The following is a 14,294-nucleotide window of genomic DNA, read 5'->3' as shown; positions in this document are numbered from 1 at the left end:
AACCGTAGGGACGACTCCCGGGAGGCCTCCCGAGATCAGAAACCGAGGCGGCGCAGCTGCTTCGGGTCCCGCTGCCAGTCCTCGGCGACCTTCACGTGCAGGTCGAGGTAGATCTTCGTGCCGAGCAGGGCCTCGATCTGGCGCCGGGCGTCCGACCCGACCTGCCGCAGCCGCGACCCGCCCTTGCCGATCACGATGCCCTTCTGGCTGGAGCGCTCGACGTGCAGCACGGCGTGCACGTCGAGCATGTCGTCGCGCCCGTCGTGCGGGACCATCTCGTCGATCGTCACGGCGATCGAGTGCGGCAGCTCGTCGCGCACGCCCTCCAGCGCGGCCTCCCGGATCAGCTCCGCGACGAGCGTCTCCTCGGGCTGGTCGGTCAGGTCGCCCTCCGGGTAGAGCGGCGGGCCCACCGGCAGCTGCGCGACGAGCAGGTCGGCGAGCAGCGCCACCTGGAACCCGTCCTGCGCCGACGTCGGCACGATCTCCACGAAGTCCATCAGCTGCGCGACCTCGGCCAGACGCTCCGCGACGACCGGCGGCGCGACCAGGTCGGTCTTCGTCACGACGGCCAGTACCGGCGTGTGCGAGGCGATCCTGCGCAGCTCGTCGACGATGAACCGGTCCCCAGGACCGACCTTCTCGTTCGCCGGCACGCAGAACCCGACGACGTCGACCTCCGCCCAGGTCTCGCGCACGATGTCGCCGAGCCGGGACCCGAGCAGCGTACGGGGCTTGTGCAGCCCCGGCGTGTCCACGAGCACGATCTGCGCGTCCGGGCGGTGCACGATCCCCCGGATCGCGTGCCGGGTCGTCTGCGGGCGGCTGGACGTGATCGCGACCTTCTGCCCGACGAGCGCGTTCGTCAGCGTCGACTTGCCGGCGTTCGGGCGGCCGACGAAGCACGCGAACCCGGAGCGGAACCCGTCCGGCGGGGTGACGAAGCCGGTCACGCGCTCAGCGGTCCGGGGTTGTCGCCGGTCAGCCGCTCCAGGATCTCCCGCCCGATCGGCAGCGCCGCGGTGGCCGCGGGCGACGGCGCGTTCAGCACGTGCAGCACCGATCCCGTGCCGGTCCCCTGGTCGAGGAACAGGAAGTCGTCGACGAGCGTGCCGTCGGCCTTGACGGCCTGCGCGCGTACGCCCGCTCCTGCCGGGTGCAGGTCCTCGGCACGGACGTCGGGGAGCATCCGCTGGATCTGGCGGACCATGGCCCGCCTGGACAGCGACCGCTGAACCTCGCCGATGCCGTAGCGCCAGTGCTTCTGCGCGACCTTGATCATCCCGGGGTAGGTGAGCGTGCCCAGCAGCTCCTTGGGCTTGATCGTGCGCCAGTCGTAGCCTTCGCGGGCCAGCGCCAGCACGGCGTTCGGGCCGGCGTGCACGTGCCCGTCGACGCCCCGGGTGGCGTGCACCCCGAGGAACGGGAACGCCGGGTCCGGCACCGGGTAGATCAGCCCGCGGACCAGCGACGCTGCGCGGTCCGAGAAGCCGGTGTACTCGCCGCGGAACGGCACGATCCGCACGCCGGGGTCGGCGCCGGCCAGCCGGGCCAGCTCGTCGCAGCGCAGGCCACCGCAGACGACGACCTGCGTGCCCAGCAGGTCCCCCTGGTCGGTGCCGATGCTCGTGGCGCCTGCGCTCCTCTCGGTCCGGACGATGACGTCGTCCGGCCGCCGGACGATGCCGGTGACAGCGCGGCCGAGGTGGATCTCGCCGCCGTCCTTCTCGATCAGCTCGCCGAGCTTCTCGGCGATCGTCCGGTAGTCGCAGATGCCGGTCGACGGCACCCACAGGGCCGCGAGCCCGCGCACGTCCGGCTCGTGCTCGCGCATGCCCGCCTCGTCGACGCGGTGGTTCTCCACGCCGTTGGCGTTCCCCCTGCGCTGCAGCTCCTCCATCCGCGGCAGCTCCTCCGGCTCGGTCGCAACGACGAGCTTGCCGGACACCCGGTGCGGCAGGTCGTGCTCGCGGCAGAACGCGACGGTCTCGGCGCAGCCCGCGACGGCCAGCCGCGCCTTGTAGCCGCCGGGCGCGTAGTAGAGCCCGGAGTGGATCACGTTCGAGTTGTTGCCGGTCTGGTGGTTCGCCAGGCGCGGCTCGCGCTCGACGACGGCGACCGAGCGCCCGGTCCGCACCGCGGCATGCGCGGTGGCCAGGCCGACGATCCCGCCACCGACGACGACCAGGTCGAACGTCGGCGTGCTCATGCGCCCACCCCCGCGACGGTCGCGACGAGCGCGCCCCGGCCGTCGGCGACCAGCACCGGGGCCGTCGGGGTCAGGTCACGCACCGCGGCGACCGACTCGCGGTCCGCGTCGCCGGAGTCGTTCACGACGGCGGCGGCCTCCAGGCCCTCGGCGCCCGCGGCGACGGCGGCCGCGACGGCCGCCTGCAGGGCGGTCAGCCGCAGCGACGGAAGCTCCACCGTGGCCGCGGCGTAGGTGCGGCCGTCGGTGTCCCGCACCGCGGCGCCCTCGACGGCGCCGATCCGGCCGCGGGCCGACCGGGCCAGCGTCACGATCTTGGCGTCCTCCGGGGCGAGGTCGCCGGACTCACTGTCGGGCATCGGTTCCCTCCTGCGGGGCGACGAGCGCCCCGGTCGCGCCGAGCTCGTCGGCGTCGGGTCGTTCGAGTGCGTGGCCGGCGTCGTCGGAGTCGCCGGGCTCGGCCTCCTCGGGACCGGCCTCGACCGGGTCCAGCGGCGTGACCAGCACGGACGTGATCCGGGTCCGGCCGCGGGCGTCCTTGCCGCCCTCGCCGCGCAGGTGCAGCCCGGCGACCTCGGCCTCGGCACCCGGGAGCGGCACCTTGCCGAGACGCTGCGCGAGCAGCCCCCCGACGGTGTCCACGTCCGCGGCCTCGAGCGCCTCGCGCAGCTCGGTCTCCCGTGCCGTGCCGGTGAACTGGGCGGCGAACAGCTCCTCGAGGTCCTCGACGGGCAGGCGGGCGGCAACCCGCAGCGTCCGGCCCTCGACCTCGGAGACGTCCGGGATCTCCTCCTGGTCGTACTCGTCGGCGATCTCGCCGACGATCTCCTCCAGGATGTCCTCGATCGTCACGACGCCCGCGGTGCCGCCGTACTCGTCGACGACGACGGCCATGTGGTTGCGGTGGCGCTGCATCTCGCGCAGCAGCTCGTCGCTGCGCTTGGAATCCGGCACGAACACGGCCGGCCGGATGATCTCGACGAGCGACTGGCGGGCCCGCTCCTCGCGCTCGGCCTCGTCCCGGGCCCGGACCAGGTCCTTCAGGTAGGCGATGCCGATGACGTCGTCGATGCCCTCGCCGAGCACCGGGATCCGGGAGTACCCGCTCTTCAGTGCCAGGCGGAGCACCTTGTCGACCGGGGTGTCCCGCTCCGCCCAGACCACGTCCGGGCGCGGCACCATGATCTCCCGGACCGGCGTCTCCCCCAGCTCGAAGACGGAGTGGATCATCTTCCGCTCGCCCTCGTCGACGACGCCGCGGGTGCTGGCCATGTCCACCAGCTCGCGGAGCTCGACCTCCGTGGAGAACGGTCCCTCCCGGAAGCCAGGGCCCGGCGTGATCGCGTTGCCGACGAGGATCAGCAGCTTGGACAGCGGCGAGAGCAGCGTACCGAGCGCGCGCACCGGGGCGGCGACGAGCAGGCCGACCCGGTAGGGATGCTGGCGGCCCAGCGTGCGCGGGCCGACGCCGATCAGCACGTAGCTGACCACGACCATGATCACGCCGGCGAGCAGGACGCCGATCCACGGACTCGAGAAGACGGGAGCGAGCGCGACGACGATCAGCACGGTCGCCGCCGTCTCCGCGGTCAGGCGCAGCAGGAGCAGCAGGTTCACGTGCCGCGGACGATCGGCGACGACGGCGGCCAGCGCCCTCGCCCCGGCCCGCCGGGTCCGCACGACGGCGTCCACCCGCGCCCGGGAGATCGACATCAGGGCGGCGTCCGCCGCGGCGAAGATCCCGGCCAGCAGGATCAGCACGACCGCGGCGACGATCAGCCACACCGTCATCGGGTCGGCTCGTCCTCGAAGCCCGCGGCGCCGAGCAGACGGTCGTCGCTGCGTTTCCGGCGGTCCTGTTCCCGCGCCCGTTCCCGGCCGTGGCGCCACTGCCCGAGCAGCCGGTCCTGCAGGCCGAACATCTCCCGCTCCTCGGCGGGCTCCAGATGGTCGTACCCCAGCAGGTGCAGCACGCCGTGCACGGTGAGCAGGTGCAGCTCGTCGGCCAGCGTGTGCCCGGCCGTCTTGGCCTGGTCCTTCGCGAACGCCGGGCAGAGCACCACGTCACCCAGCAGGGCGGGCCCGAGGTCGGGTGCGTCCGGACGGCGGCTGTCCTCGGCCAGCGAGTCCATCGGGAACGCCATCACGTCGGTGGGGCCGGGCTCGTCCATCCACCGCTCGTGCAGCTCGGTCATCGCGTCCAGCCCGACGGCGGTGATCGCCAGCTCGACGGCCGGGTTCACCTGCATGGTCTCCAGCGTGAACCGCGCGACGGACACCAGTGACGCCTCGTCGACGGTGACGCCGGACTCGTTGACGACCTCGATGCTCACTGCTGCGGACGACCCCTGTCGATTCCTGCTCCCCCGGACGCCCCCAGGGTAGTCCGGGGCACCGACGGTCCCGGCGGCCTACCCCTGGGGACGGCGGCGCTCCCGGCGGTTCTGGACCGGGCCGTTGCGCGGCGCCGACGCCATCGCGGCCCGGCGCTGGCCCGCGGCGTCGAAGCGCGCGTAGGCGTCCACGATGTCGCCGACCAGGCGGTGCCGCACGACGTCCGCGCTGTCGAGCTGCGCGAAGTGCACGTCGTCGATGCCGTCCAGGATCTCCTGCACCACCTGGAGACCGGACCGCGATGCCCCTGGCAGGTCGATCTGCGTGACATCGCCGGTCACCACGATCCGCGACCCGAATCCCAATCGCGTCAGGAACATCTTCATCTGTTCCGGAGTGGTGTTCTGGGCCTCATCCAGAATAATGAACGCATCATTCAAGGTCCGGCCCCGCATGTACGCCAACGGCGCTACTTCAATTGTTCCGGCGGCCATCAGTTTCGGAATGGACTCCGGATCCAGCATGTCGTGCAACGCGTCGTACAGCGGGCGCAGGTACGGGTCGATCTTCTCGTACAGCGTTCCCGGCAGGTAGCCGAGCCGCTCACCGGCCTCGACGGCGGGCCGGGTCAGGATGATCCGGTTGACGGCCTTGGCCTGCAGTGCCTGCACGGCCTTGGCCATCGCCAGGTACGTCTTGCCGGTACCGGCGGGCCCGATGCCGAACACGATCGTGTTCGAGTCGATGGCGTCGACGTAGCGCTTCTGGTTCAGCGTCTTCGGACGGATCGTCTTCCCGCGCCGGGACAGGATGTCCAGGCTCAGCACCTCGGCCGGGGACTCGCCGATCGTCTCGGCCGGCCCGGCGAGCATGTCGACGGTCCGGCGCACGGTGTCCGCGCCGACCATCTGCCCGCGCTCGGCCAGCGTGATCAGCTCGGTGAACACGCGCTCGGCGAACGCCACGTCGGCCGGCTCACCGGTCAGCGTCAGCTCGTTGCCCCGCACGTGCACGTCCGCGGTCAGCGCGTCCTCGGCGGCGCGCAGGCTCTCGTCCCGCGATCCGAGGAGGGCCAGCAGCGCCGTGTCCGGGACCACCATCCGGGACCGCGCCTCCCCGTTCCGCGCGTCGGTCCGGGGGTCGTCGGGGCCGGGTTCGGTACCGGTCAAGGGTGCGATCGCCTGCTTCCTGAAGTCAGCCCTCGTGTCGCGGCCGATGGTACCCACCCCCACCGACATCGCACCCGTCGATATCCGGTGCCGCGCCCTAGGTGATCAGGCGCTGAACGTCGCGGAAACGCGGGTGGCCGGAGTGCTCCAGCCATTCGAACAGCACCATCTCGGTCGTCAGCACCTCGGCCCCGTGCTCGCGCGCCCGCGCCAGCGCGGCGTCCCGGTTCGCCGTCGTCCGGGAGCCGACCGCGTCGCCGACCAGCAGCACGCGGTACCCGCGTCCGCGCAGTCCGACCACGGTCTGCAGCACGCAGACGTGCGCCTCGCAGCCGGCCACGACCACGTGCTCGGTGTCCGGTGGCAGCAGCGTGTCGAACGTCGGCTCGGACGTCGCCGCGAACGACGTCTTCGGCAGCACCGTCCGCGGGTATCCGGCGAGCGCCTGGACGGTCGGACCGAGTCCGGCCGGGTTCTGCTCGGTCGCCACGATCGGCACGTCCATCATCCCGGCGGCCCGCGCCAGCCGGTCGGAGTTCGCGACGACCTCGTCCCCGCCGGAGATCGCGGGCATCAGCCGTTGCTGCAGGTCGACGAGCAGCAGCACGGATCCGGCGGCGGGCACGAGCACGGCCGGATCCTATGCCGCGAGCCGGTCCAACGCCGCCAGCGACGCCGTCCAGCCCGGAGAACGGACGTCGATCAGCGCGCCGTGGTCCGCGCCGTCGACGCGGACCAGCTCGGAGCGGTCGCCCGCCGCCTTCGCGCGCTGCACGAACGACTCGCTCTGCGAGATCGGCACGACCTCGTCCGCGGTGCCGTGCACGCAGATCGTCGGGACCTGCAGCGGCACCCGCTGGATCGGCGACGCGATCGTGTAGCGGTCCGGGGCCGACTGCGGCGTCCCGCCCAGGAGGTCGACGACGGCGCCGTCACCGAGCCGCACGGCCGATGCGAGGTCGAGGACACCGGCCTGGGACACCACACCGTTCAGCGTCACCTGCGGGTTCGCGCCGGGTGAGCCCGGCGGAAGGCCCGGCCGGGCCGCCAGCCAGGCCGCGAGGTGACCGCCCGCGGAGTGCCCGAGCGCGAAGATCTTGTCCGCCGGGATGCGGGCGCTGGCGAACTGGCTGACGTGGTCCATGGCGAGCGCCACGTCGTCGAACGTCGAGGTCCAGCCTCCGCCGTCACCGACCCGGCGGTACTCGACGTTCCACGCCGCCCAGCCGGCCGACACGAGCGCGGCCGCCAGCGGCCGGCCCAGGTCCAGCCCGAACTGGGACCGCCAGTACCCGCCGTGGACGATCACGACCAGGCCCTTCGCGACGCCCGTCCCGGTCGGCGCGGTGTACTCCCCGAACTGGCTGGGGTCGCCGCCGTAGGGGACCTTCTGCGGCCCGGTCGGCTCCGCCACGGCGGGACGTTCCGGCGCGCGCACACCGCACGCGGCGATCGCCGGGAGCGCGGCGAGAGCGAGCGCCCCGAACCGTCGTCGGCTGATCGGGGTACGGCACGGGCCGCCTCTGTCCTGCATGTCGGGATCGTGGCACGCCCCGACCTGCACGGACGGAAACTACGCGGGTCCGATCGAGTGAGGGCGCCATCGGCCGGCCAGCACTCCGAGCGCGCCGAGCGCGACACACGCCGCCGTCGACGCCCGCAGCACCTCCGGCCCCATCCGCACGACACGGGCACCGGCGTCGGTGAGCGCCGCGAGCTCGCCGTCGTCGACACCGCCCTCGGGCCCGACGACGAGCAGCACGGTCCCGGCGGACGGGATCGGCACCGACGCCAGCGACTCGTCCGCCGACTCGTGCAGCACCAGCGCCAGGTCCACCTCCGGCACCCGGCGGGCCAGTTGCGCCGTCGTCACCGGCTCGGCGACCTCGGGCGTCCACGGGCGGCGCGACTGCTTCGCGGCCTCCCGCACGGTCGCGCGCCAGCGGGCCAGCGCCTTGTCCCCGCGCGGACCGGACTCCCAGCGCACGACGGACCGGGCCGCCCGCCAGGGGATCACCTCGTCCACGCCGGCCTCGGTCGCCGTCTCCACGGCCAGCTCGCCGCGGTCGCCCTTGACCAGTGCCTGCGCCACGGCGACCCGGACCAGGGGTGGCTCCACGCGCTCCACGCCGGTGACCGTCAGCTCCAGGGAGTCCTTGCCGGACGCACCGGCCTCGGCGTGTGCGAGCCCGCCGCGTCCGTCGGTGAGCACGACGACCTCGCCGGGGCGGATCCGGCGCACGGTCGCCGCGTGCCGTCCCTCCGGTCCGGTCAGCGCGGTGCTGCTGCCGGGGGCCGGAAGGTCGTCGACGACGAAGAGCGGCGGGTTCGTCAGCGGTGGCCCCAGTCCCGCAGCCGGGAGAACAGACCGTGCCCGTTGCGCGAGCCGCCCACGAGGTCCGGCTGCTCCTCACCGCGGAGCTGGGCCAGCTGGCGCAGCAGCTCGGTCTGCTCCCGGTCGAGCTTCGTCGGCGTCGCGACCTCGACGTGCACCATCAGGTCGCCCTGACCGTCCACCCGGCCGGTGGAGCGCAGCCGGGGCATGCCCTTGCCGCGCAGCGTCCGGACCGTGCCGTGCTGCGTCCCGGCCTCGATGTCCAGCTCCTCGACGGTGCCGTCGAGCAGTGTCAGCGGCAGCGTCGCGCCCAGTGCCGCGGCCGTCATCGGCAGCGGCAGCGTGCAGTGCAGGTCGGCACCGTCGCGCGAGAAGATCTCGTGCGGGCTCTCCTCGACCTCGACGTACAGGTCACCGGCCGGGCCGCCGCCCGCACCGACCTCGCCCTGCCCGGCCAGGCGCACGCGCATCCCCTCGGCGACACCGGCCGGGATCCGCACGCCGACCGACCGGCGGGAGCGCACGCGTCCGTCGCCCGCGCACTGGCGGCACGGGTCCGGGATGACCTCCCCGAAACCACGGCACGTCGGGCACGGACGTGCCGTGACGACCTGTCCGAGGAACGAGCGCTGCACGCTCTGGATCTCGCCCTGGCCGCCGCAGGTGTCGCAGGCGGTGGGGTGGGTGCCCGGCGCGCATCCGGAGCCGGAGCACTCGGAGCACAGCACCGCCGTGTCCACCGTCAGGTCGCGCTGCACGCCCGTCGAACATTCCTGCAGCGTGAGCTGCATGCGGATGAGCGCGTCCGCGCCCGGCTGGACCCGGCTGCGCGGTCCGCGGCCGCGGCCTCCTCCGGCACTGCCGAAGAACGCGTCCATGATGTCGCCGAAGCCGCCGAACCCGGCGAACGGGTCACCGCCCCCGCCGCCTCCGCCGCGGCTGTCGAGCGGGTCGCCGCCGAGGTCGACGATCCGCTTCTTCTCCGGGTCGCTCAGTACCTCGTACGCCGTGCTGACCTCGCGGAAGCGCTCCTGCGACTCCGGGGCCGGATTGACGTCGGGGTGGAGTTCCCTGGCCAGACGCCGGTAGGCGCGTTTGATCTCGTCGGGTCCCGCGCCCTGTTCGACGCCCAGGATCCCGTAGTAGTCGCGTGCCACCTGGTTTGTGTCCTCAAGTCCTTCGTGTCGTCGGCGGGCTGGAGGCCCTCACTAACGCCCGGTCAGGATCTCACCCACGTACCGGGCGACGGCATGCACCGCCGAGATCGTGCCGGGATAGTCCATCCGGGTGGGCCCGACCACACCCATCCCACCGAGCGGGGTGCCTGCGCCGTAGCCGATCGTGACGACCGACGCACCGCGCAGGTCCTCGGCCTCGTTCTCCTCGCCGATCCGCACCGTGACCAGGCCGGAGTCCTTCGAGGCGGCCAGCAGTCGGAGCACCACGACCTGCTCCTCCAGCGCCTCCAGCACCTGCCGCAGCGTGCCCGGGAAGTCCGCGTGGCGGGTGAGGTTGGCCGTGCCGCCGAGCACGAGCCGCTCCTCGGGGTGCTCGACGAGCGTCTCGATCAGCACCGTCGCGATCACGGTGAGCGGCATCCGGAGGTCGGCCGGCCCGGTCTCCGGGAGCTCGGCCACCTTGGCCGACGCCTCGCCGAGGCGCTGGCCGGCCAGCGCGCCGTTGAGGATGTCGCGGATCCGGGCCACGTCGGCGTCGTCGAGCACGTCACCGAGGTCGACGACGCGCTGGTCCACCCGGCCGGAATCGGTGATCAGCACGAGCATCAGGCGGGCCGGCGTCAGCGCGACCACCTCGAGGTGGCGCACCGTCGAGCGGGTCAGCGTCGGGTACTGGACGACGGCGACCTGCCGGGTCAGCTGGGCCAGCAGCCGGACGCTGCGGCGCAGCACGTCGTCCAGGTCGACCGCACCCTCGAGGAACGTCTGGACCGCTCTACGTTCGGCCGGCGACAGCGGCTTGACCTGCGAGATCCGGTCGACGAACTGGCGGTAGCCCTTGTCGGTCGGGATCCGGCCCGCGCTCGTGTGCGGCTGGGCGATGAGCCCGTCCTCCTCCAGCACGGCCATGTCGTTGCGGACGGTGGCGCTGGACACACCGAGGTTGTGCCGGTCCACGATCGCCTTCGACCCGACGGGCTCGTGCGTGGAGACGTAGTCCGCGACGATCGCCTGCAGGACCGCGAAGCGACGCTCGTCGGCGTTCATCGGCGCCCGGACCCCCTTCCCCTGCTCGTCGGTTCATTCTAGGCGCCGTAATCGGCGACGGGGGCGTCGTGCCGGGTTGTGGCACGGTGGAACGTGTGTCTCCTCCCCGCCGCTTCGGGCGCAGGTGGCTGCTGGTCGGTGCCGGCGCCACCGCGCTGCTCGCGGCCGGGTCGGCGGACCGCTGGCTGCCGGTGAGCGAGGCCTCCGGGCCCGGCTCCGACCCCGCGCGGCTGCGTGACGCCGTGCTTTCCGGTGTGGTCCCGCACACCGGGGTGGCGAGCAGCGCGGGCGGACTCGGCCTGCCGGACATCCCGAACCTGGAGACGACGGCGGCGCTGCTGTCCACCACGACCCGGATCCGCGTGCAGGTCGCGGCCGCCGACCGGTGGCGGATCGACCAGCTCACCCCCGTCGGGGAGATCGACGCCTACCGGGCCGGCGACACCGAGTACGTCTGGGACTACGGCTTCACGCGCCTGACGACCGTGCGCCCGATCCCGCCGGTCCGGCTGCCGCGCGCGTCCGACCTAGCGCCCGCCGACCTGGCTCGCCGCCTGCTCGGCATCACCGTGGCCGATCCCGTCGTCGCGCTGCCGCCGCGGCGGATCGCCGGGTACGACGCGCCCGGCCTGCGCGTTTCCCCGTCGGACCCGGACACGACGATCTCCCGGATCGACGTGTGGGCGCTGCCGGTCGCGGGCGGTGCCCTGCCGCTGGCCCTACGGGTGGGCGCGCGCGGCGTCCCGGACTCCGCGGCACCCGTCGTCGACACCGAGTTCGAGACCGTCGACCTCGGCGCCCCTCCGGACTCCGCGATCCGCCCGACGGCCCCGCCCGGGGCGGAACGGGTCGTGGCGCAGCCCGGCGACCTGGCCGCCGTGCTGCGCGGGCTGGACGCTCCCCCGCCGCCGGACACGCTCGCCGGCAGGCCGCGGGTGGACCTCCCGGTCGACGAGAGCTTCGGCGTCCTGCCCGGCGTCGCCGTGTACGGCAACGGAATCGGACGGTTCGTGCTGGTCCCGGCCGGACGCGACGTCGCGCGCCAGATCATCGCGAGCGCCGGGTCGGCCGGGGGCGGGCCGATCCTGGGATTCCCGCCGGACCGGGCGGTCCGGGTCGCGACGCCCGCGCTGTCGGTCGTCGTGATGCGACGGCGGCGGGGCGGCTATCTGCTCGCCGGCACCGTCGCCCCGCACGTGCTCGAGCTCGGTGCGACCCGGCTGCTGAACGAGGTCCGCCCGTGAACGTGATCGAGACCCACGGCCTGACGAAGCGCTTCGGACGCGTGGTGGCCGTGGACGGCGTCGACCTCGGCGTCCCGGCCGGGTCCCGGTTCGGGCTGCTCGGGCCGAACGGGTCGGGCAAGACGACGCTGGTCCGGATGCTGCTCGGGCTCGTGCACGCGACGTCCGGTGAGATCGAGATGCTGGGGTCGCCGATGCCGCGCTCGGCCTCGACCGTCCTGCCGCAGGTGGGGGCACTGGTCGAGTCGCCGGCCGCGTGGCCCGCACTGTCCGGACGGTCGAACCTGCGGATGCTCGACGCCGCAGGACGCCTGTTCTCGAGTCCCGCGGCCCGACGGCGGCGGGTCGAGGAGGCGCTCGAGCAGGTCGGCCTGGGCGGGGTGGACCGGCGCCCGGTGCGGGCCTACTCGCTCGGGATGCGTCAGCGCCTCGGCATCGCGGCCGCGTTGCTGCGCCGTCCGCCCCTGCTGCTGCTCGACGAGCCGACGAACGGCCTCGACCCGCGCGGCATCGGCGAGATCCGCGAGCTGCTGAACGGGCTGAACACCGGCGGGACGACCGTCGTGCTGTCCAGCCACATGCTCGCCGAGGTCGAGGCGCTCTGCACCCGCGTCGGTCTGATGGACACCGGACGGCTGGTGCTCACCGACGAGATGGCCGCGCTGCGCGCACCGACCGGCCGGGTCCGGGTCGGCACGCCCGACCCGGACGGCGTGTCGCGGCTGCTCGGGCGGGCCGTCGACGAGCGGGACGGCGACGCGCTTCTGGTGCGGGCGGACGACCCGGCGGCGCTGAACGCGCACCTCGTCGGCGCGGGCGTGGTGGTCACCGAGCTGGTCGCCGAGCGGCGGACGTTGGAGCAGGTGGTGCTGGAACGCACCGGAGCCGGCGCCGACCGGTTCGGGTCGACCGGGCCGGGCGTGCTGGACACGATGACCCGGCCGCTGCGCGCCGGACCGCCGCCGCCCGACCGCGGCGCCCGGGATCCGGACGACGCTGCTCCCCCGCCCCCCGATCCCCGCCGCACCGGCCCGCCCCACCGGCCTGACGACCCGAGCGGACGGGTCCGCCGGTGATCGGGGTCGAGCTGGCGCTGATGCTGCGGCGCCGACGGGTGTGGCTCTGCTGGGCGCTGCTCTGCGCGCTTCCGGCGCTGGTCGCCGTGCTGCTGGCGGTGACGGGGCTCGCGCCCCCGCCCGGGCGCGGTCAGGCGTTCCTGTCCGCGGTCGTGTCGAACGGGCAGATCTACCCGGCGGCGGCGCTCGCGCTCGTGCTGCCGGTGTTCCTGCCGATCACGGTGGCCGTCGTGTCCGGGGACGCCGTGGCCGGTGAGGCGTCCACCGGGATGCTGCGCTACCTGCTGGTCCGCCCGGTCAGCCGGTTGCGGCTGCTCGCGGCGAAGCTCGTGTCGGTCGCGGTGTTCACGCTGCTGTCGGTCGCACTGGTGACGGTGACGTCGTACATCGTGGGGATCGCCGCGTTCGGATTCGGTGGTTCGACGGGCGGGGCGACGCCCACCGTCGTCGGGTTCGGCGCGGTGCCGTCGCTGTCCGGGCCGGTGATCGAGCCCGTCGACCTCGTGACCCGGACCATGCTGACCGTCGGTTACCTCGCGCTGTGCATGCTCGCCCTCGGCGCGATCGGGATCTTCTTCTCGACGCTCACCGACTCGCCCCTGGCCGCCGCGCTCGGCGTGCTGGCGGTCGTCGTGACGAGCGCGTCGCTGCAACCGCTGGACGCCGCGGGCGCAATCGAGCAGTTCCTGCCGACGACGCACTGGCTGGCCTGGGTCGACCTGTTCCGCGACCCGGTGCTCTACGACTCCGTGAGCACCGGCGCGCTCGTCCAACTGTCCTATGTGGCCGTCGCGTTCGGTGCGGCGTGGGCGAACCTGGCCACGAAGGACGTCACGAGCTGACCCATCCGCCCGACCGGGCCGGACGAGAGCTCCGCTCGCGCCGACCGGGTACGCCCGCCCCGAACGGGGAAGCGGCGTCAGGCGGCGGCGCGGAGGGTGCCGCAGTCGGCGGGGGCGGCGCCGATCGGGTCGGTGGACAGGGCCCGCCGGACCAGGCCGGTCACCGCCGGGTCGCTGGGCAGGCCGGAGTGGGTGACCGCGGCGCCCGGGCAGAACCGCTGGAGTTCGACGTTCGTCGCGCCCTCCAGGCGGGCGCTGTCCGGCGGGGTGACGGTCTCGTCGCCGGTGGTCCAGACCGAGAGCCACGGCACGCTCACCGGCGCCGCGTCCAGCTCCCCCAGCAACGACGATCCCGGCGCGAGCTGACGGCACGCGTCCGGGCAGGCGTCGGGCACGAACGTGGAACCGAGCGCGGCGATCCGTGCCCCGTGCAGCGGCGAGCCGAGCGTGACGATCCGCCGGGCCTTCGACGCGCCGTCGTCGCGGGCCGCCCAGAGCCCGGTCACCACCCCGCCCGCCGAGTATCCGACGACGTCGACGGACGGCGCGCCGGCGGCGAGCGCGTCGTCGACGGCACGGTCCAGCAGATCGACCTGGCGGTTCAGGTCCCCGGTGCCGTCGCCCTCCAGCGTGAGCACGTCCGCCTGCCGCCCGGAGGCCTGCAGTCGCCCGGCCAGCGCCTCGAGCGATGTCCGGTTCCCGCCGTAGCCGGGCACCAGCAGGACCGGACCGGGTCGGTCCTGCGCCACCGGCCCACCGGACGCGGGTCCCCGGCCGCCGACGGACACCAGCACGACGACCAGCACGACCACCACCAGGCCGCCCGCCAGCAGGAGCACCAGCCGTCGTCGCGGACTCAC

15 protein-coding genes are annotated in these 14,294 nt (G+C 73.8%); 3 read left to right on the top strand and 12 right to left on the bottom strand.

Going from position 1 to position 14,294, the window contains the following annotated elements; translation table 11 throughout:
- Window positions 1-35 precede the first annotated feature (35 nt).
- From era to hrcA, 11 genes are all read right to left on the bottom strand, one after another.
- Complete coding sequence (gene era / locus EV378_RS25855) at window positions 36-953, bottom strand: GTPase Era (RefSeq protein ID WP_132430003.1); 918 nt, start codon at window positions 951-953, stop codon at window positions 36-38.
- Window positions 950-2,209 carry an L-2-hydroxyglutarate oxidase gene (gene lhgO / locus EV378_RS25850; RefSeq protein ID WP_132430002.1) on the bottom strand — a complete coding sequence of 420 codons (1,260 nt, stop codon included), beginning with the start codon at window positions 2,207-2,209 and terminating at the stop codon, window positions 950-952. The genes era and lhgO overlap by 4 nt, the downstream gene beginning before the upstream one ends.
- Complete coding sequence (locus tag EV378_RS25845) at window positions 2,206-2,568, bottom strand: cytidine deaminase (RefSeq protein ID WP_132430001.1); 363 nt, start codon at window positions 2,566-2,568, stop codon at window positions 2,206-2,208. The genes lhgO and EV378_RS25845 overlap by 4 nt, the downstream gene beginning before the upstream one ends.
- Window positions 2,555-4,000, bottom strand: coding sequence for a hemolysin family protein (locus EV378_RS25840; RefSeq protein ID WP_132430000.1), 1,446 nt, complete (start codon window positions 3,998-4,000; stop codon window positions 2,555-2,557). The genes EV378_RS25845 and EV378_RS25840 overlap by 14 nt, the downstream gene beginning before the upstream one ends.
- Complete coding sequence (gene ybeY / locus EV378_RS25835) at window positions 3,997-4,542, bottom strand: rRNA maturation RNase YbeY (protein WP_132429999.1); 546 nt, start codon at window positions 4,540-4,542, stop codon at window positions 3,997-3,999. The genes EV378_RS25840 and ybeY overlap by 4 nt, the downstream gene beginning before the upstream one ends.
- A 78-nt stretch (window positions 4,543-4,620) precedes the next feature.
- Window positions 4,621-5,712 (bottom strand): PhoH family protein, encoded by a 1,092-nt coding sequence (locus tag EV378_RS25830; protein ID WP_424511257.1) that lies wholly within the window; start codon window positions 5,710-5,712, stop codon window positions 4,621-4,623.
- A 97-nt stretch (window positions 5,713-5,809) separates the two neighbouring features.
- Window positions 5,810-6,343, bottom strand: a complete 534-nt coding sequence (locus EV378_RS25825; RefSeq protein ID WP_132429997.1) for an isochorismatase family protein — start codon at window positions 6,341-6,343, stop codon at window positions 5,810-5,812.
- 9 nt (window positions 6,344-6,352) lie between these two features.
- Window positions 6,353-7,246: an alpha/beta hydrolase family protein gene (locus tag EV378_RS25820; protein WP_132429996.1), complete on the bottom strand. Its 894-nt coding sequence runs from the start codon at window positions 7,244-7,246 to the stop codon at window positions 6,353-6,355.
- Window positions 7,247-7,285: 39 nt separating this feature from the next.
- Entirely contained in the window at window positions 7,286-8,047 is a 762-nt protein-coding gene (locus tag EV378_RS25815) for a 16S rRNA (uracil(1498)-N(3))-methyltransferase (RefSeq protein ID WP_132429995.1), read from the bottom strand.
- Complete coding sequence (dnaJ, locus tag EV378_RS25810; protein WP_132429994.1) at window positions 8,044-9,204, bottom strand: molecular chaperone DnaJ; 1,161 nt, start codon at window positions 9,202-9,204, stop codon at window positions 8,044-8,046. The genes EV378_RS25815 and dnaJ overlap by 4 nt, the downstream gene beginning before the upstream one ends.
- A gap of 51 nt (window positions 9,205-9,255) precedes the next feature.
- On the bottom strand, window positions 9,256-10,272 hold the full coding sequence (hrcA, locus tag EV378_RS25805) for a heat-inducible transcriptional repressor HrcA (RefSeq protein WP_132429993.1): 1,017 nt from the start codon (window positions 10,270-10,272) through the stop codon (window positions 9,256-9,258).
- A 95-nt stretch (window positions 10,273-10,367) separates the two neighbouring features.
- Between hrcA and EV378_RS25800 the strand changes: the two genes are divergently transcribed.
- From EV378_RS25800 to EV378_RS25790, 3 genes are read left to right on the top strand one after another with little or no spacing between them, the layout of a single operon-like run.
- Window positions 10,368-11,516: a hypothetical protein gene (locus EV378_RS25800; RefSeq protein WP_132429992.1), complete on the top strand. Its 1,149-nt coding sequence runs from the start codon at window positions 10,368-10,370 to the stop codon at window positions 11,514-11,516.
- On the top strand, window positions 11,513-12,592 hold the full coding sequence (locus EV378_RS25795) for an ABC transporter ATP-binding protein (protein WP_243653772.1): 1,080 nt from the start codon (window positions 11,513-11,515) through the stop codon (window positions 12,590-12,592). The genes EV378_RS25800 and EV378_RS25795 overlap by 4 nt, the downstream gene beginning before the upstream one ends.
- Window positions 12,589-13,434: an ABC transporter permease gene (locus EV378_RS25790; RefSeq protein WP_132429991.1), complete on the top strand. Its 846-nt coding sequence runs from the start codon at window positions 12,589-12,591 to the stop codon at window positions 13,432-13,434. The genes EV378_RS25795 and EV378_RS25790 overlap by 4 nt, the downstream gene beginning before the upstream one ends.
- 77 nt (window positions 13,435-13,511) lie before the next feature.
- On the opposite strand, the gene EV378_RS25785 is transcribed toward EV378_RS25790, so the two are convergent.
- Window positions 13,512-14,294, bottom strand: a complete 783-nt coding sequence (locus EV378_RS25785; protein WP_132429990.1) for an esterase/lipase family protein — start codon at window positions 14,292-14,294, stop codon at window positions 13,512-13,514.

This window comes from Pseudonocardia endophytica, assembly GCF_004339565.1.
GTDB classification, from domain to species: domain Bacteria; phylum Actinomycetota; class Actinomycetes; order Mycobacteriales; family Pseudonocardiaceae; genus Pseudonocardia; species Pseudonocardia endophytica.
The sequence above is the reverse complement of the archived record's forward strand: the minus strand, read 5'-3'. Positions and strand labels throughout refer to the sequence as shown.

Coding starts and splice junctions, on each gene's coding strand:
- lhgO (WP_132430002.1), bottom strand. CDS start 2,209: ATGAGCACGCCGACGTTCGACCTGGTCGTCGTCGGTGGCGGGATCGTC.
- EV378_RS25845 (WP_132430001.1), bottom strand. CDS start 2,568: ATGCCCGACAGTGAGTCCGGCGACCTCGCCCCGGAGGACGCCAAGATC.
- EV378_RS25840 (WP_132430000.1), bottom strand. CDS start 4,000: ATGACGGTGTGGCTGATCGTCGCCGCGGTCGTGCTGATCCTGCTGGCC.
- EV378_RS25820 (WP_132429996.1), bottom strand. CDS start 7,246: ATGCAGGACAGAGGCGGCCCGTGCCGTACCCCGATCAGCCGACGACGG.
- hrcA (WP_132429993.1), bottom strand. CDS start 10,272: ATGAACGCCGACGAGCGTCGCTTCGCGGTCCTGCAGGCGATCGTCGCG.